15 protein-coding genes are annotated in these 15,802 nt (G+C 64.3%); 8 read left to right on the top strand and 7 right to left on the bottom strand.

Annotation, left to right across the window (positions count from 1 at the left end; genetic code table 11):
* The first annotated feature begins 1 nt into the window (after position 1).
* From QM797_RS00850 to QM797_RS00840, 3 genes are read left to right on the top strand one after another with little or no spacing between them, the layout of a single operon-like run.
* A complete protein-coding gene (locus tag QM797_RS00850) occupies positions 2-856 on the top strand; it encodes an MIP/aquaporin family protein (protein WP_283273245.1) in 855 nt (284 codons plus the stop codon).
* On the top strand, positions 853-2,370 hold the full coding sequence (gene glpK, locus QM797_RS00845; RefSeq protein WP_283273243.1) for a glycerol kinase GlpK: 1,518 nt from the start codon (positions 853-855) through the stop codon (positions 2,368-2,370). The genes QM797_RS00850 and glpK overlap by 4 nt, the downstream gene beginning before the upstream one ends.
* Complete coding sequence (locus tag QM797_RS00840) at positions 2,367-4,073, top strand: glycerol-3-phosphate dehydrogenase/oxidase (protein ID WP_283273242.1); 1,707 nt, start codon at positions 2,367-2,369, stop codon at positions 4,071-4,073. The genes glpK and QM797_RS00840 overlap by 4 nt, the downstream gene beginning before the upstream one ends.
* Positions 4,074-4,077: 4 nt before the next feature.
* Here the strand turns inward: QM797_RS00840 and QM797_RS00835 are convergent, their stop codons facing one another.
* Positions 4,078-4,638, bottom strand: coding sequence for a TetR/AcrR family transcriptional regulator (locus QM797_RS00835; RefSeq protein WP_283273241.1), 561 nt, complete (start codon positions 4,636-4,638; stop codon positions 4,078-4,080).
* Positions 4,639-4,740: 102 nt separating this feature from the next.
* On the opposite strand from QM797_RS00835, the gene QM797_RS00830 reads away from it, so the two are divergent.
* Positions 4,741-6,207, top strand: coding sequence for an FAD-dependent oxidoreductase (locus QM797_RS00830; RefSeq protein WP_283273240.1), 1,467 nt, complete (start codon positions 4,741-4,743; stop codon positions 6,205-6,207).
* On the opposite strand, the gene glgX is transcribed toward QM797_RS00830, so the two are convergent.
* Complete coding sequence (glgX, locus tag QM797_RS00825) at positions 6,138-8,180, bottom strand: glycogen debranching protein GlgX (RefSeq protein ID WP_283273239.1); 2,043 nt, start codon at positions 8,178-8,180, stop codon at positions 6,138-6,140. The two genes, QM797_RS00830 and glgX, sit on opposite strands and share 70 nt — an antisense overlap.
* A 66-nt stretch (positions 8,181-8,246) precedes the next feature.
* On the opposite strand from glgX, the gene QM797_RS00820 reads away from it, so the two are divergent.
* Entirely contained in the window at positions 8,247-10,685 is a 2,439-nt protein-coding gene (locus QM797_RS00820; RefSeq protein ID WP_283273238.1) for an ATP-binding protein, read from the top strand.
* Here the strand turns inward: QM797_RS00820 and QM797_RS00815 are convergent.
* Both QM797_RS00815 and QM797_RS00810 read right to left on the bottom strand, forming a co-directional pair.
* Positions 10,679-11,059: a DUF5313 family protein gene (locus QM797_RS00815; protein ID WP_283273237.1), complete on the bottom strand. Its 381-nt coding sequence runs from the start codon at positions 11,057-11,059 to the stop codon at positions 10,679-10,681. The two genes, QM797_RS00820 and QM797_RS00815, sit on opposite strands and share 7 nt — an antisense overlap.
* On the bottom strand, positions 11,056-11,508 hold the full coding sequence (locus QM797_RS00810) for a MarR family winged helix-turn-helix transcriptional regulator (protein ID WP_283273236.1): 453 nt from the start codon (positions 11,506-11,508) through the stop codon (positions 11,056-11,058). The genes QM797_RS00815 and QM797_RS00810 overlap by 4 nt, the downstream gene beginning before the upstream one ends.
* A 241-nt stretch (positions 11,509-11,749) precedes the next feature.
* On the opposite strand from QM797_RS00810, the gene QM797_RS00805 reads away from it, so the two are divergent.
* Positions 11,750-12,727 carry an alpha/beta hydrolase gene (locus QM797_RS00805; protein ID WP_283273234.1) on the top strand — a complete coding sequence of 326 codons (978 nt, stop codon included), beginning with the start codon at positions 11,750-11,752 and terminating at the stop codon, positions 12,725-12,727.
* Positions 12,728-12,873: 146 nt separating this feature from the next.
* On the opposite strand, the gene QM797_RS00800 is transcribed toward QM797_RS00805, so the two are convergent.
* Positions 12,874-13,662, bottom strand: coding sequence for a hypothetical protein (locus QM797_RS00800; protein WP_283273232.1), 789 nt, complete (start codon positions 13,660-13,662; stop codon positions 12,874-12,876).
* A 240-nt stretch (positions 13,663-13,902) separates the two neighbouring features.
* Between QM797_RS00800 and QM797_RS00795 the strand changes: the two genes are divergently transcribed.
* Positions 13,903-14,112 carry a hypothetical protein gene (locus tag QM797_RS00795; RefSeq protein WP_283273231.1) on the top strand — a complete coding sequence of 70 codons (210 nt, stop codon included), beginning with the start codon at positions 13,903-13,905 and terminating at the stop codon, positions 14,110-14,112.
* Here QM797_RS00795 and QM797_RS00790 read toward each other — a convergent pair.
* Positions 14,084-14,485 carry a GAF domain-containing protein gene (locus tag QM797_RS00790; RefSeq protein ID WP_283273230.1) on the bottom strand — a complete coding sequence of 134 codons (402 nt, stop codon included), beginning with the start codon at positions 14,483-14,485 and terminating at the stop codon, positions 14,084-14,086. The genes QM797_RS00795 and QM797_RS00790 overlap by 29 nt on opposite strands.
* 125 nt (positions 14,486-14,610) lie before the next feature.
* Here QM797_RS00790 and QM797_RS00785 point away from each other — a divergent pair, with 125 nt between their 5' ends.
* Positions 14,611-14,832 carry a hypothetical protein gene (locus tag QM797_RS00785; protein WP_283273229.1) on the top strand — a complete coding sequence of 74 codons (222 nt, stop codon included), beginning with the start codon at positions 14,611-14,613 and terminating at the stop codon, positions 14,830-14,832.
* Between the two features lie 134 nt (positions 14,833-14,966).
* Here the strand turns inward: QM797_RS00785 and QM797_RS00780 are convergent, their stop codons facing one another.
* Positions 14,967-15,797, bottom strand: coding sequence for a pyridoxal-phosphate dependent enzyme (locus QM797_RS00780; RefSeq protein ID WP_283273228.1), 831 nt, complete (start codon positions 15,795-15,797; stop codon positions 14,967-14,969).
* Between the last annotated feature and the right edge of the window lie 5 nt (positions 15,798-15,802).

The raw sequence follows: 15,802 nt of genomic DNA, 5'->3' as shown, positions 1-15,802 counted from the left end.
AATGGCTCGTAAGGAACCGGAATGGGGACTGCCGGCGCACATGGCTGCCGAGTTCGCCGGAACCATGATTCTCATTCTGTTCGGCGTCGGCGTCGTCGCGCAGGTCGTGTCGGGGGGTGAATCGGGAAGTCTCGGTGACCACGATTCGATTGCCTGGGCATGGGGGCTGGGCGTGATGTTCGGCATCTACGTCGCGGGTCGCATAACCGGCGCGCACCTCAACCCCGCGGTCACGATCACGTTCGCACTCTTCCGTGGATTCAGCTGGAAGATGGTTGCCCCGTACATTCTCGCGCAGACCGCAGGTGCCTTCGTGGCCGCGCTGCTGGTGCGCTGGAACTACAACGACATGATCAACGCGGTGGACCCAGGGCACACCACGGCGACCCAGACCATCTTCTCCACGCTTCCCGGTAACGGAACTCTGCCGGTCAGCGTGTCCTCGGCCCTGATCGACCAGATCATCGGCACTGCGATCCTGCTGTTCCTCATTGTGGCCGTGACCGATTCGATGGGAACCGCACCGATGGCCAATATGGCACCGCTGATCGTGGGCCTCATCGTCGTCGCCATCGGCTTCGCCTGGGCGACCAATGCCGGCTACGCGATCAATCCGGCCCGAGATTTCGGACCTCGCCTGGCGTCGTACATCACCGGATACGGTGGAGCATGGCGAGACCAATACGGCGGCCTCTACTTCTGGGTCCCGATTGTCGGACCTCTCGTAGGCGGACCGATAGGAGTACTCCTGTACGACCTGCTCATCGGGAAGAACCTACGTAAACAAGAGGGCTCGACGCCCGAGACAGCATCTCGACTCCCAGCCGACACCCAGACCACAGGAGAAAAGCCATGAGCGAGTTCGCAGGAAAGTACGTCGCCGCGATCGATCAGGGAACCACGTCTTCACGCTGCATGATCTTCGATCACGCGGGCACCGTCGTCGCCGTCGATCAGAAGGAACACAAGCAGATCTTTCCTCAGGCCGGCTGGGTCGAGCACGACGCGTCGGAGATCTGGGACAACGTGCGCGCCGTCGCGGCCGGTGCCATGGCCGCAGCGGACCTGACGCGCGAGGACATCGCCGCAGTCGGTATCACCAACCAGCGTGAGACGGCGCTCGTGTGGGAACGCGAGACGGGCAAGCCCATCTACAACGCCATCGTCTGGCAGGACACCCGTACCGATCGCATCGCCACGGCGCTGGGCGGCGGCGACGCCAACAAGTACACCGCCAAGACCGGACTGCCCTTGGCCACCTACTTCTCCGGCCCGAAGATCAAGTGGATCCTCGACAACGTCGACGGTGCTCGGGCGAAAGCCGAAGCGGGAGAACTGTGTTTCGGCAACATGGACACCTGGGTGCTGTGGAACATGACCGGCGGTGTCGACGGCGGGTTGCACTACACCGATCCGACCAATGCCTCGCGCACCCTGCTGATGGACCTGGACACCCTGCAGTGGGACGAGAGCATTTGCGCCGACATGGACATCCCGATGTCGATGATGCCCGAGATCCGCTCGAGCTCCGAGGTGTACGGCACCGGTCGTGAGCGCGGACCGTTCAGTGGAGTGCCGATCTCCGGCATCCTGGGCGATCAGCAGGCAGCCACCTTCGGACAGGCCTGCCTGTCTCCAGGTGAGGCCAAGAACACCTACGGCACAGGCAATTTCGTGCTGCTCAACACCGGCACCGAAAAGGTCATGAGCAAGAACGGCCTGCTGACCACGGTCTGCTACAAGATCGGCGACCAGCCGACGGTGTACGCGCTCGAAGGTTCCATCGCCGTGACGGGCTCGCTCGTGCAGTGGCTGCGCGACAACCTGGGAATGATCTCCTCCGCCGCGGACATCGAGACCGACGCACGTTCGGTGGACGACAACGGCGGCGCGTACTTCGTGCCCGCGTTCTCCGGACTCTTCGCTCCGCACTGGCGCTCGGATGCCCGCGGTGCCATCGTGGGATTGACGCGGTTCGTCAACAAGGGCCACCTGGCCCGTGCCGTCCTCGAAGCCACCGCATATCAGACGCGTGAGGTGATCGAGGCGATGAACGCCGACTCCGGTGTCGATCTCGAAGTACTCAAGGTCGACGGCGGAATGGTCGTCAACGAGCTGCTGATGCAGTTCCAGTCCGACATCCTTAACGTCGATGTGGTGCGGCCCGTCGTGGCCGAAACCACTGCTCTCGGAGCGGCTTACGCCGCCGGGCTGGCCGTAGGCTATTGGGAGAGCGAAGACGATATTCGCCAGAACTGGGCCGAGGACAAGACATGGACCCCGTCCATGGACGAAGACCAGCGGGCGAAGTTGTACGCCGGCTGGAAGAAGGCAGTAACACGTACTCTCGATTGGGTTGATGAAGAATGAGTTCCACCACAACGGCTTTGAGTCCGCAGTCGCGCACGGATGCGCTGGCGAGGATGGAGTCGGAAGAGCTCGACATCCTGGTGATCGGCGGCGGCGTCGTCGGCGCGGGAACAGCGTTGGACGCAGTGACCCGCGGGTTGAAGGTGGGCCTGCTCGAAGCGCGTGACTACGCGGCCGGTACGTCAAGCCGCTCCAGCAAGCTCTTCCACGGCGGTCTTCGCTATCTCGAACAGTTCAACTTCGCGTTGGTGTTCGAGGCGCTGAAGGAGCGTTCGCTGGTACTGAACAAGCTGTGCCCGCACCTCGCTCGTCCGGTGCCGTTCATCTATCCGCTGGAGAAGGTGATCGACCGTCCGTACGTAGGGCTCGGCATCGGCGTGTACGACGTCATGGGTGCCGGACGCGGTGTTCCGAGCCACCACAAGCATCTCGGCAAGAAGAAGACTCTCGAGTCCTTCCCGTCCGGCAAGCGCTCGGCTATTCGCGGGTCGGTGAAGTTCTACGAGGGTCAGGTCGACGACGCACGGCACACGATGATGCTCGCTCGCACCGCGGCAGCCTATGGTGCATTGTGCGCCAACAGCACTCGCGTCACGGGGTTCCTCAGAGAGGACGACAAGGTTGTCGGCGTCGTGGCGAGCGACCTCGAAACGGGCCGCTCCTTCGAGGTGCGGGCCAAGCAGGTCATCAATGCTGCGGGTGTCTGGACCGACGAGATTCAGCAGATGGTCGGTGGGCGTGGACAATTCCAGGTTCGCGCGTCCAAGGGTGTGCACCTGGTGGTGCCACGCAATCGCATCAACAGTGCCACCGGAATCATCACGCGTACCGAGAAGAGCCTGCTGTTCGTCATCCCGTGGGGCAGTCACTGGATCATCGGTACCACCGATACCGACTGGAAGCTCGATCTGGCTCACCCGGCCGCGAGCCAGAGCGACATCGACTACATCCTCGGACATGTGAACAAGCTGCTGGCCGATCCGCTGGACCGGACCGACGTCGTCGGGGTCTACGCAGGTCTGCGTCCGTTGTTGTTCGGCGAATCCGATTCCACCAGCACCCTTTCCCGGGAGCATGCGGTGTCGAGCCCAGTCCGCGGACTGACCGTCATCGCGGGTGGCAAGTACACCACCTACCGCGTGATGGCCAAGGATGCAGTCGATGCCGCGGTGCACGGGCTCGAGCGGACGGTACCGAAGTGCGTCACCGAGGACATTCCCCTCGTCGGTGCCGACGGTTACCTCGGGGCGTTCAACTCCCGTGCTCTCACGGCCGAACGCACGGGGATGCGCGTCTCACGCGTCGAGCATCTGCTGGGTCGGTACGGCACTCTGATGGGTGAGTTGTTGGATCTCATCGACGCCGATCCCGAGCTCGGCAAACCTCTCGAGAGTGCACCGGAGTACCTGAAAGCCGAGGCCGTCTATGCCGCGAGTCATGAAGGCGCGCGGCACCTCGAAGATATTCTGACGCGTCGTACCCGCATCTCCATCGAGGTTCCCGATCGTGGTGAAGCGGCCGCCGACGAGGTGGCCCGGCTGGTGGCACCTATCCTGGGATGGGACGACCAGCACGTTGCCGAGGAGATCGAGCACTATCGGCTTCGTGTTCTGGCAGAACGGGATTCGCAGCAGCAGCCTGATGACGACACTGCCGATGCAGCCCGACTCGGGGCACCGGACGTGCGTGCCGGGGTGAGCTGAGCAGTCAGTCGAGTGGTTCGGTGAGGTAGCGCCGCAGCGTCGGCCCTACCCACCGAACCAACTGCTCCTGGCTCATCCCCGCCAGTGGCGGAACCTGAAGGATGTAGCGAGCGAATGCCAGGCCGAGTACCTGGGTTCCGACGAGCGCAGCGCGTTCCGCATGCCGGTCGACCGTGACGGCGGCCAGGGCGGGCGCAACCTGGGTCGCGAACACCTGTTGCATCGCCGCTGCGGCTGCGGCGTTGGTGGCGGCGGCTCGGAGCAGGGCGAGGAAGGTACCGTCCTCCTCCCAGATCTGAAAGAATCTGGTCATCAACACTTCTGCGAGATCTTCGGACGCAACACCGCTGAGGTCCGGAATGTCGACCACGAACGTGGCGGCTTCGACGAACAGTGCCTCCTTGGTCCCGAAGTACCGCACGACCATGGCTGCGTCGACGCCCGCAGTGCCGGCGACGGATCGCATGGTGGTGCGGTCGTAGCCGTCGGTAGCGAATTGAGCGCGGGCGGCGTCGAGAATGCGTGCTCGAGTTGCGGCTGCGGATCGAGGTTGTCGTTCGGCCATCTGGACAGCCTAAGTCAACGGCCGTTGACCACGGCTGTCGGTGGGTCTATCGTCAGAAGTCAACAAGCGTTGACCAAGCTTGACTCACAGTGGGAGCCCGTCATGAACCATTCGGACGTGATCGTCGTCGGTGCAGGTCCCGCGGGCTGCATGCTGGCCGGGGAACTCGCGCGTGCCGGCCGGACGGTGACCGTGCTCGAGAAGCACGATGCACCGTCACCGCTGTCGCGGGCTTTCGGAGTGCATGCCCGCACGCTGGAGGTTCTCGACAGTCGTGGTCTGGCTGAGGACCTGCTCACCACCGGAGTGCATGCGTCGGGATTGAAACTCTGGAACGGGCTGTCCCTTGACCTCGGAGTACTACCGTCGCAGTTTCCGTATCTGCTGATCACACCGCAGTGCAACGTGGACCGGCGACTCGAGGAGTACGCGCGGGCATCCGGTGCGCGGATTCTGCGTGGGGTGACTGTCACCGGTGTCGAGCAGGACGCAGACGGAGTCGTGGTGAGTGGGAGCGCGGCCGACGGCAGCGCGCAGGAATGGACGGCGTCGTATGTAGCCGGAACCGACGGGGTGCACAGTGTCGTCCGCGCGTCGATGGGACTCGACTTCCCCGGCAAGGAATTGTTGCGGTCGATCATGCTCGCGGACGTGCGGCTGACCGACCCGCCCAACGGTCTGATCAACGTCGACGCAGGCAAGGACTGCTTCGCCTTCGTCGCTCCCTTCGGCGACGGATGGTTCCGTGTGATCGCATGGGACGGCACCGACGACGCGGACGAGAATGCACCGCTCGACGTGTCTCGGCTTCGTGAGGTGCTGCGGCGCGCGGTCGGAACCGACTACGGCTGGACCGACGTGCGATGGAGTTCGCGCTTCTCCTGCGACGAACGGCAGGTTCGACGCTACCGGGTGGGTCGGGTGCTTCTGGCAGGCGATGCGGCACACGTGCATTCGCCTGCAGGAGGGCAAGGCATGAACACCGGAATCCAGGACGCGATGAACCTCGGCTGGAAGCTTGCCGCCGTCCTCGGCGGTGCCGACGAGAAGATCCTCGACACCTACCACGACGAACGGCATCCGGTAGGAAAGCTGGTGCTGCGCAGTAGTGGCGTAACCATCCGAATGTTGTTGCTGCGCTCGATGATCGCACAGGCACTACGTAACGTGGTGTCCGCTCGAATGCTCCGCAACAAGCGCGCGGTGGGCAAGATCGCGGGAATGTTCTCGGGGGTAGGGATCTCGTATGTGCACAAGCGCGGTGAGCACGCCCTGGTGGGGACCCGCGCGGTACGAATCCCGTTGGCCCAGGGCACGGTCACCGACGAGCTGCGTGCGCACGACTTTCTTCTGATCGGTGAGAAAGACTGCCCAAGAACGGATATTGCTCACCGGAGCGATGACGGCCCGGCCATCCTCGTCCGGCCCGACGGCTACATCGCGTGGGCCGGACGCTCCGAATCGGAGGAGTGGCAAAAGGTTCTCGACCGATGGACCGGTCAGCCCTGCAGCAACGTGAACGAGTGCTCACGAATCAGGATCGACGGACCGCCCGCCTCGTATGCCTGATCGGGATCACTCGAAATCGACTGTGTCCATGTGCCCTTCGGCAACGTGAAGTCGACGGTTCCGGGTGAGGCATTGACCATCCACGCGAACGACGCATCGCCCTCGCCGGCGCGCATGAGCACCAGGATGCTGTGCGCATTGCCGTCGGACCAATCCTCGTCGGAGAGCTTCTCGCCGTCGGCGCGGTAGAAGTCGACGGTGTCCGGCCCGGCTCCCTCTTCCTCCGAATCACTGTCGTGTCGGAACCATGTGGGGCGTAGTGCCGGGTGCTCGTCACGAAGCGCAATCAGATGGGTCGTGAAGTCGATGAGCTCCTGATCGGCTGCGCTCCAATCGAACCAGGAGACCTCGTTGTCCTGGCAGTAGGCATTGTTGTTGCCGTTCTGCGTCCTGCCCAGCTCGTCGCCGCCGAGGATCATCGGTACTCCGGCCGAGAGCAACAGCGTCGCCAGGTGATTGCGCTGCTGGCGGGCGCGCAGTGCATTGACGCCCTCGTCGTCGGTCGGTCCCTCGGCGCCGCAACCCCACGAGCGATTGTCGGATTCGCCGTCCTGACTGTCTTCGCCGTTTTCCTCGTTGTGCTTGTCGTCGTAGGAGTTCAGGTCCGCCAGCGTGAAACCGTCGTGGGCGGTGATGAAGTTGACGCTCGCCAACGTGGGGCGCCGGGTGCTTTCGTAGACATCGGGGCTGCCGGTGACGCGTTGCGCCAGTGCCGGGAGTGCGCCGCTCTCGCCGCGCCAGAAGTCTCGAACGTCGTCGCGGAACTTGCCGTTCCACTCCGACCACCGAGCCGGGAAGCCGCCCACCTGGTAGCCCTGGGTGTCCCACGGCTCGGCGATGAGTTTGACCGGAGCGAGCGTCGGATCCTGATGCACGATGCTCAGGAAAGCGCTGTGCACGTCGAGGTCCGAGTCCTGACGGGTCAGTGTGCTCGCGAGGTCGAACCGGAAGCCGTCGACGTGCATTTCCGTCACCCAGTACCGCAGCGAGTCCAGGATCAGCGCCAGGGCGGCGGGGTGGCCGACGTTGAGGCTGTTGCCGGTGCCGGTGATGTCGTAGTACGCGCTTCGGTCGTCGTCGACCAGTCGGTAGTGCGAGCCGTTGTCGATCCCCTTGAGCGAGAGGGTCGGTCCGAGGTGGTTGCCCTCGGCGGTGTGGTTGTAGACGACGTCGAGAATGACCTCGATGTCGTTGTCGTGCATGGCTTTGACCAGTGCCTTGAACTCGTCCACCTGGCCGCCGGTGTCGCCGCTGCTGCTGTATTCGTTGTGCGGGGCGAAGAAGCCGATGGAGTTGTATCCCCAGTAATTGCGTCGACCCTCTTCCAGGAGATGCGAATCCTGGACGAACTGGTGGATCGGCAGCAGCTCCACTGCCGTGACCCCGATGCGCTTCAGATGAGCAATAGCGGCGGGGTGCGCCAGTCCGGCGTACGTCCCCCGAATGTCCTCGGGTACATCAGGATTGGTGGCGGTGAATCCCTTGACATGCACCTCGTAGACGACCGTCTTGTCCAGTGGTGTGCGCGGCGACTCGTCGCCGGACCAATCGAAATTCGACTGCACCGCAACGGAATACGGCATGAACGGAGCCGAGTCCTCGTCGTTGCGGGTCTCCGGCTCGTCGTGTAGATGCGAGAAGACCGACTCGTTCCAGTCGACCTGGCCGGTGATGGCGGTGGCATACGGATCGAGTAGCAACTTCGCCGCATTGTGCCGCAATCCTGATGCCGGGTCCCATGGGCCGTCGACTCGGAGACCGTAGCGGGCTCCCGGCGTGACGTCGGGCACGAGATCGTGGAAGACATGACCGGTGCGAAGCGTCAACGGTGTCGTGCTGCGTTCTGTCCCGTCGTCGTTCAGTACGACCACGGACACCGAGTCCGCTGTTTCGGAGTAGACGGCAAGGTTGGCACCGTCGTTCGACAGACGCGAGACGCCCAGGGGGTACGGGAGACTTGATGAGGAGGGCATGCTCGCCCCAGTACCCCCACGGGGGATGAGCGAAACGCCTGCGTACCGGGCGCTCGGCTACTGTCGATGCCGAGAATGCGACCGCCGAACTCCCGCGGAACGCTGGTCGAGAAGGACGAGGCGATGAACTCCGCACGACCCGACGATGGTTCGGCCCGGTTGGACGAACTATTTCCGGGCGACAACCCCACCGACGCCAGATTTCGCGAGCTGGATTGGGCGTCCACCGACGTGGGACCGGTGGAGAGTTGGCCGGACGAGCTGGTGACGGCCGTGCGCACCGTCCTGCCGTCGACAATCCCGATGCTGATCTGGTGGGGTCCGCACCTGGTGCAGATCTTCAACCACTCCTACACGAACTTTCTCGGCGACAAGTTTCCGCGGGCTGCAGGTCAGCGGGCCAGCGAAAGCTGGTCCGAGATGTGGGACTACGTCGGGGGGCTGTGTGCGCAGGTGGTGGACGGCCGCGAGCCAGTGCACGGTGTTCGCCAGCTGTTCGTCATGGAGCGGTACGGCTACCCCGAGGAGACGTACTGGACCTTCTCGTACAGCCCGATCTTCGGACCGGGCGGCACGGTGCTGGGTGTGTTCGTTGCCACGACGGAGGTGACGATGCAGGTGCTCGGCGAGCGCCGCATGCACGCGCTCCTCGCCCTCGGATCGCTGACCGGCGACGATACCGGTGGCCCGGTCGGCATCTGCCGCGCGGCAATCGATGCGCTGGGCAACGAAGCACGTGAATTTCCGTTGGTGGCGGCGTACCTGCGACGCGATCTTGCCGACGACGGGGAACTCGAGCACATCGCGACCGCAGGCGCCCTCGGCTGCGAGGCCGCTACCTGGGACCTCGCCGACGTTGTCGAGGTCTCGGACGGTCGGGTCACCCGCGCGACCGTCGACGTGGACGGAACGGTCACGAATGCGGTGATCGTTCCGCTGACGCTGGCCGGACATGCTCGACCCATCGGTGCTTTGCTGGTCGGAGTCGATGTATTTCGGGCCCGCGACGATTCCGCCACCTCGTTCCTCGTCGCAGTGGCCGAGCGAGTGTCCACGGCATTGACCGCCTCGCATGCTTTCGAGATGGAGCGGCGTCGCGTTGCGGCGCTGGCCGAGGCCGACGAGGCCAAGACTCGACTGCTCGAAAACGTAGGCCACGAGTTTCGAACTCCGCTCACCCTGCTCGCCGGCCCGCTGGACTCCGTGCGCGAGAGCACCACGTCGACGCTGACCGACGTCGACCGCGACTCGCTCGACGTCGTCCATCGCGCGTCGACTCGGCTTCGACGTCTCGTCGACGACCTGCTCGACGCGGTCAGTGCCGACGCCGGTCAGCTGCGCGCTCGCCTCGAGCCCACCGACTTGGCTGCGGTGATATGGGACTGCGCGTCGATGTTCGCGGCGGTCGTGTCGGATCAGGGCCTGGAGCTCGTTGTCGACGCGGCCGAGGACGTGGTCGTTCTCACCGACGGCGAGATGTGGGCGAAGGTCGTCTTCAACCTGGTCGCGAACGCCGTCAAATACACCCCGGCCGGCCGCATCTCCGTCCGCCTCGTCACCGGCGCGGACGCGATTCGGTTGGTCGTCGCAGACACCGGCCTCGGCATTCCCGAAGACGATCTGCCCCGAATATTCGATCGGTTCCACCGGGTCGAACGGTCCGGTGCTCACAGCATCGAAGGGTCCGGGATCGGACTCGCGCTCGTGTCGGATCTGGTCACGGTCCTGGACGGACGGATCGACGTCGACAGCCAGGTGGGCGTGGGCAGTACCTTCACCGTGGTCGTACCTCGACTGCCCGTCGAGTCCACCGTGGGCGTCGAGAGACCGATCCCGGTTGTGGATTCGGTGTCCGCGATCTTCGCACCGCAAGAACCGGCAACGGTCACCACCGACCGCGCAGACATACTGCTCGTCGAAGACAACATCGACATGCGCAACTATCTCGTCCGGCTGCTCACCCACGAAGGCTGGACCATCACGACCGCAGGTGATGTCGAGACCGCGCTCGATCGTGCGCGCTCGACGACACCGGGACTGGTGCTCACCGACGTCATGCTGCCCGGACGCAGCGGACTGGACCTGGTGGACGACATCCGCCGCGATGACGCGCTGCAGCGAGTACCGGTGATCCTGGTGACTGCACGAGCGGGAACCGACTTCGTGCTCGACGGCCTCGGGCGCGGTGCCGACGACTACATCGTCAAACCGTTCCACGACCGCGAGCTGGTCGCTCGAATTCGGGTGCACCTCGAACTGTCCCGTATGCGTGAGCAATTGCTCGAAGAAAGCGACAACCAGGCCGCGACACTACGCAGCGCCCTCGACACCCGCGCAGCAATCGGCCGTGCCGTGGGAATCCTGATGTCGGTGTACCGAATCGACGCTGACGCTGCCTTCACCCAACTGACCGAGCTGTCGCAGAACTCGAACCGCAAAACCCGCGACCTGGCAATTATGATTGCCGACGACTTCACCGCTGGGCTCAGCCGCGAGGGTCAGTGATTGCGGCGATAGTTCTCGCGCTCGCGTTGCATTTCGGCCATCTTCTTGACACTCTTCAAATCAGCTGGTAGCCCGTGGATTTCGAGGCGACGGGCGCGGTTCTGGTCCATGTAGGCGGCGGTGTAGAACAGCGCGAGCAGCAAACTGAGCAGCACCATCGAGGCGCGTAGCCAGATCGCTCCGGGGAAGAGGACGAAGAACCCGACGAAGATGGGCAGGAACGGAATCATCGACCGCAGGATGTGACGCGGCGTCGCACCCGGCCCGACGAGGTCGCATCGAACCCAATCCTGCAGGGAATCGGGTAGTTTGCGGGCGAGGACGGCGTAGCCCAGCCACTGACCGAAGGACGGACGGTTGCGGTTCGTGTTCATGACAGTGCTCCTGCTGCGATGGCCGCGTCGTTGACACGGGTGAGGACCCGTCGAAGATCGTCGAGTTCGGCCAGTGACGCGCCGAGCTTCTCCACGACGGCGGGCGGGATCTTCTCGGCCCTCGTTCTCAGTGCGGTCCCAGCCGGGGTGAGCGCGACCAGCAGGACGCGTTCGTCCTCCGGGCTTCGCTTGCGGGACAGTAGCCCCATCGATTCCAGACGCTTGAGGAGCGGCGAGAGCGTGGGCGAGTCGAGCTGCAACGCTGATCCGATGGCTTTGACCGACATCGGCGACTCGCCCCACAGTGCCAGCATCACCAGATACTGCGGATGTGTCAGCCCCATCGGCTCGAGCAGTGGCCGATACACCGACAGCACAGCACGGTTGGCGACGGCGAGCGCGAAGCAGACTTGCCGATCGAGTGCGAGTGGGTCGTCGGTGGTGGTCACGACGACCAGGTTAGCAGATCAGTTAGTGCACGAATGGTTCGTGCACTAACTGTTTGCTCGAAATCGAGTGCTGCGCCCGAAAAGTGCTGCAAAACAGGGAGACTGATTTAATCTGGATGCATCGGCAGGGTCCCGGTCTGTGAATTCGATGGACTTCGCGTTCGACGTTCTATCCCGTCCGAACTTGTGCGATGCTCCGTGTCGATTCGCTGTTTCCCTCGAGATTTTCCGGAGGATCGCCATGCGTCGTCGACGCGTCTTCACCCCGTTCGTCGTCGTCGCGGCGATGTCGTTGTCCTCGATCGGCGTGGCTGCCGCCGATCCGGTCGACTCTGCTGCGCGCATCGTCGACACCGCGATCGCGTCCGACACCCTGCGGACGCTGAGTGTGGAATCGCCCGCCATGGGCGCAATCGTCGAGGTGCAGGTGTTGACTCCGGCGGTGAACACTGGGCCGAGGCCGACGCTGTACATGCTCAGCGGTATCGGTGAAGAGGATCCGCACAACAGCATGTGGCTGCGCAAAGGTGGCGCAGCCGAGTTCTTCGCAGACAAGAACGTCAACGTCGTGCTGCCGCTCGCCGGCCCCGGCAGCTTCTACACCGACTGGCAGCGCGACGATCCGAAACTCGGCCGATATCAATGGGAAACGTTCCTCACCGAGGAACTGCCACCCCTGATCGACGCGGCGCTGGACGGCAACGGACGCAACGCAATTGCGGGACTGTCGATGGGCGCGCAGTCGGCCATGATGCTGGCCGCACGTAACCCGGATGTCTACTCCGGGGTGGCGTCGTACAGTGGGTGCTTCGCGTCCTCGGAGCCGTTGGGCCAGGCGAGCATTCGGGCGATCGTCGGAGCCTTCGGTGGAAATGCCGACAACATGTGGGGCGGACCTCTCGATCCTGCTTGGGCGGAGCACGATTCGGTCGTCAATGCAGAGAGTCTGCGCGGCACGGACGTGTACGTGTCGGTGGGAACCGGAGCGCCGGGACCCCACGAAAGTTTCGACAGTGCAGCAGCATTGGATGTCGTAGTGGTCGGCGGCCTCATCGAGGTGGGCGCGAACTACTGCACCCACCGACTTGCGGACCGACTCGGTCAGTTGAACATCCCGGCGACATTCGACTTCACCGAGACCGGAACCCACTCGTGGCCGTACTGGGTGGACCAGCTGCCCAAGAGTTGGCCGACGCTGGCGGGGTCGCTCGGGATCTGAGCGGAATCAACCGGCTGGGGCAGCCTTCCTGACGCTGCAGTGACGCCATGCGTGCGTAGCGGGGAGGTAGGTGGTGATGATCGCTGTCCGCACTGTGCCGTGAATCGGTGGAGATGGCGATGTGAGTTATCGACCGCGCTTCTTCGTCACTGAGGTGGCACGAGTCCCAGGCGAACGAGGTCGTCGAGCGGCTCACGGATACTGGACGTTCCGAACGAGGCGAAGGCGCGTTCACCTTCGACACCGGCCACAATCCCGGCGAGGACCTCCTCGTCCCGGATCGCCAGTATCTTTTCGAGCTCGCCGACCCGAGCCCCGCTGTGCGCGGCCTCGGCCGCAAGTATCACGTTGAGAAAGCCGTGTTGCTCGAAACCGTTGTGAAGGTCGGTGTTTCGGGCCGCGTGGTGCAGTCCGGCGATAGCCTTGAAGTGAATCTCTCGTTTGGCAGCCTCGTATATCTCCGACGCCAGTTCGTGCTCGCTCGGATGCATGTCGGCGGTGACGCCGCCGGTCCTGAACAGCGCGCGGTACCCGCGCTCGTCCACGGCGTCGAAGACATGGTCGCGTCGAGAGTCCCGGGGAATCTCGACATAGATGTCGATGTCCTGGGTGATGGCGCGCAGTGCGTCGATGTCGGTGCCGTCGGGAACTTCCACTTCGATGGCCACGACCGTCACTCCGGCCGTACGGTCGGCCGCGCGGAGGCCGGCCTCGACAGTGCCGGGACCGTGCGGAGCAGTCAACGACACCTGCATCCGAGTGCCCAATTCGAGCTCGGTCACTCGATCGATGGGTACGACGAGCAGACCGACCAGATCAGCGAACGTACTGGCTCGGTACTCGAGATGTTGCTGCACAGCGACATCGAGCGGCGCGTTGCCAGGTGGGAAGACGGCGGCGTCGTCGCACAGTCGACGGAAGAACTGAGGGATCATCGGTTCGGTCCCAGGCCGATACCGGTGCGGGCCTCGTTGTCACCGTCGACTTGGAACATGACCTCGTCGGAGTCGAGATCGGAATGGTAGTACGGCACGTTCTCCCGTTCGCTGCTGGTCGACTCGTCGGGCGCGGGCGAGCATCCGGGCCAACTCTAGTCAAGAACCAGGCGGTCGAATTACTGCGTCGAAGTCCACCGCGCGGCTCGTTCTCTGTTCCGAGTGGGCCATGATGGACCCATGAGCTCGAAGAACCTGTTCGGCGGACCCCGCACCCTGCTGATCGTCGCGGCGGTGGTGGTCGCGATCGCACTCGTCGCCGCTGTCGCCACCCTGATAGTTCGCGCCGTGCTCGGACCGCCCGAGGGCGAGAACAAGTTCGAGATCCAGGGCTACTCGGTTGTGCAGATCGATCCCCAGGTCAGCGACCTCGCGTTCGCCACACGCTAGTCGACTCCGCGGCGACCTGCGGGTCGTGTGTCTGCTGAAAGTTTCGCCCGCCGCGGGCAAACGTGCGGAGCGTGGCGGCGGGCACCTCGTGCACGGGAACGGGTTCGCCGGTCCACTCGCAGTCCCGTACGAACATCATGTTCGACGCCACCGCGTCGGCGCTGTGATCTTCCCGCAGTGGACCGGAGATTCGGCCGAGGAAGTACTCGCCACGCGCGGTTCGCGTCCAGACGAAAGAGCCGTCCGGAACCTGCTCGAAGCGCTCGACCCGTCGTAGCGATCGTTCGTCGTCGGCCGACATTCCGCAGAGTCCGTAGGTGAGGGCACGCTCGACGCCGTCCGGCATCGGTGCGCGATAGACAGCACCAGGCATATCGCCGAGCCTAGGGCCCGAGGGGTTTGCACACCACCTGGTCCGTTGCGCGATGTTCTCGGACATCGGACGAATTCAACGGAATGGGGAGCATCGTGTTTTCGAGAAAAGTAATCACTCGCCTCGTGGCGGCACCGTTGGTTGCAGGAGCCCTGACGCTGGGGTCGGCGGGTATCGCGTCGGCCGCGCCCACCACGGAGCTCAGGCCCGTGCAGGCGTTCTTGTTCTTTCAGCACGGCGTCAGCGTCGGGTCGGGGCCGGTCGAGGCAACTGCGACGGTGATCGAGGCAGGGGAAGTCACGGACACTCCCAACCTGCCCGGTGGTGGCCGCGTCGTTGTGGAGTAGCCGTGTGAACCTCAGTCTGGAGTTCGAGTTTCCGTCGGGTAACCGGCCTGGCGTAGGCCCAATTCGACTGCGCCGCGGTGGCCGAACAGTCCTGGTAGGCCGCCGGAGTGCAACAGGACTGTTCGCTCACCTGCCTAGATCATCGAATCCCTCACGGCAGCAACGAGTCCGGCAGCAGCGCGCCCGGAATAGACAGGGTCGAGCACGAGCCCCTCGGTGCGGGCGACCAACGTCATTGCTTCGGCGACTGAATCCGACAGCACCGCATACCCCTCGCCGACGAGATCGTGCCGGAATCTCAACTGCTCCCGATCGATCGGCCGATTGGCGAAATGGAGTACACGATCCACCGGATCCGAGACGGCGCCGCAGTCGACGCCGAGGACGCGTTCGGCACCGAGGCGTCGGACGAGCCCCGCCATCGTTCCTCCTGATCCGACCGCTGTGACGATCGTGTGCACTGCGGGGATTTCGGCCAGGACCTCGTCGGCGCACGAGACGTAGCCCTCGACACTGTCCAGCGAGGTACCGCCGAATGGGATCAGCGATGCCCCCTCGCCCAGTTCGGCGGCGGTCTCGGCGGCTCGTTCGTCCAGCGAGTCGGTGCCCGCCCAGACGATCTGTGCCCCGAACAGGCCGTCGAGCACGATGTTTCCGTTCTCGTTGGCCTGGGGTGCGCCGGCCAGGACCAGTACGACGTCGAGGCCGAGTCGTGCACCTGCGGCCGCGGTGAGCCGGGCGTGGTTGCTCTGGGCCGCGCCGCTGGTGACGAGTGCGGTGGCCCCGGCCTCGATCGCCGCCCCGCAGAGCCATTCGAGCTTGCGCACCTTGTTTCCGCCGCCGCCCGGCCCGAGAAGGTCGTCGCGTTTGATCCACAGATCGTTCGGACCGAGCCCCAGAGCCGCAGCCAGCCGGGGAGCTGGTTCCAGGGGCGTGGGGTACTGCGACAGGGTCACCTTGGGCACCTGGT

This window comes from Rhodococcus sp. IEGM 1381, assembly GCF_030056795.1.
In the GTDB taxonomy this organism is placed as follows: Bacteria; Actinomycetota; Actinomycetes; order Mycobacteriales; family Mycobacteriaceae; genus Rhodococcoides.
The sequence above is the reverse complement of the archived record's forward strand: the minus strand, read 5'-3'. Positions and strand labels throughout refer to the sequence as shown.

Coding starts and splice junctions, on each gene's coding strand:
- QM797_RS00830 (WP_283273240.1), top strand. CDS start 4,741: ATGAACCATTCGGACGTGATCGTCGTCGGTGCAGGTCCCGCGGGCTGC.
- glpK (WP_283273243.1), top strand. CDS start 853: ATGAGCGAGTTCGCAGGAAAGTACGTCGCCGCGATCGATCAGGGAACC.
- QM797_RS00840 (WP_283273242.1), top strand. CDS start 2,367: ATGAGTTCCACCACAACGGCTTTGAGTCCGCAGTCGCGCACGGATGCG.
- QM797_RS00790 (WP_283273230.1), bottom strand. CDS start 14,485: ATGCCTGGTGCTGTCTATCGCGCACCGATGCCGGACGGCGTCGAGCGT.
- QM797_RS00820 (WP_283273238.1), top strand. CDS start 8,247: ATGCCGAGAATGCGACCGCCGAACTCCCGCGGAACGCTGGTCGAGAAG.
- QM797_RS00815 (WP_283273237.1), bottom strand. CDS start 11,059: ATGAACACGAACCGCAACCGTCCGTCCTTCGGTCAGTGGCTGGGCTAC.
- QM797_RS00835 (WP_283273241.1), bottom strand. CDS start 4,638: ATGGCCGAACGACAACCTCGATCCGCAGCCGCAACTCGAGCACGCATT.
- glgX (WP_283273239.1), bottom strand. CDS start 8,180: ATGCCCTCCTCATCAAGTCTCCCGTACCCCCTGGGCGTCTCGCGTCTG.
- QM797_RS00800 (WP_283273232.1), bottom strand. CDS start 13,662: ATGATCCCTCAGTTCTTCCGTCGACTGTGCGACGACGCCGCCGTCTTC.
- QM797_RS00850 (WP_283273245.1), top strand. CDS start 2: ATGGCTCGTAAGGAACCGGAATGGGGACTGCCGGCGCACATGGCTGCC.
- QM797_RS00795 (WP_283273231.1), top strand. CDS start 13,903: ATGAGCTCGAAGAACCTGTTCGGCGGACCCCGCACCCTGCTGATCGTC.
- QM797_RS00805 (WP_283273234.1), top strand. CDS start 11,750: ATGCGTCGTCGACGCGTCTTCACCCCGTTCGTCGTCGTCGCGGCGATG.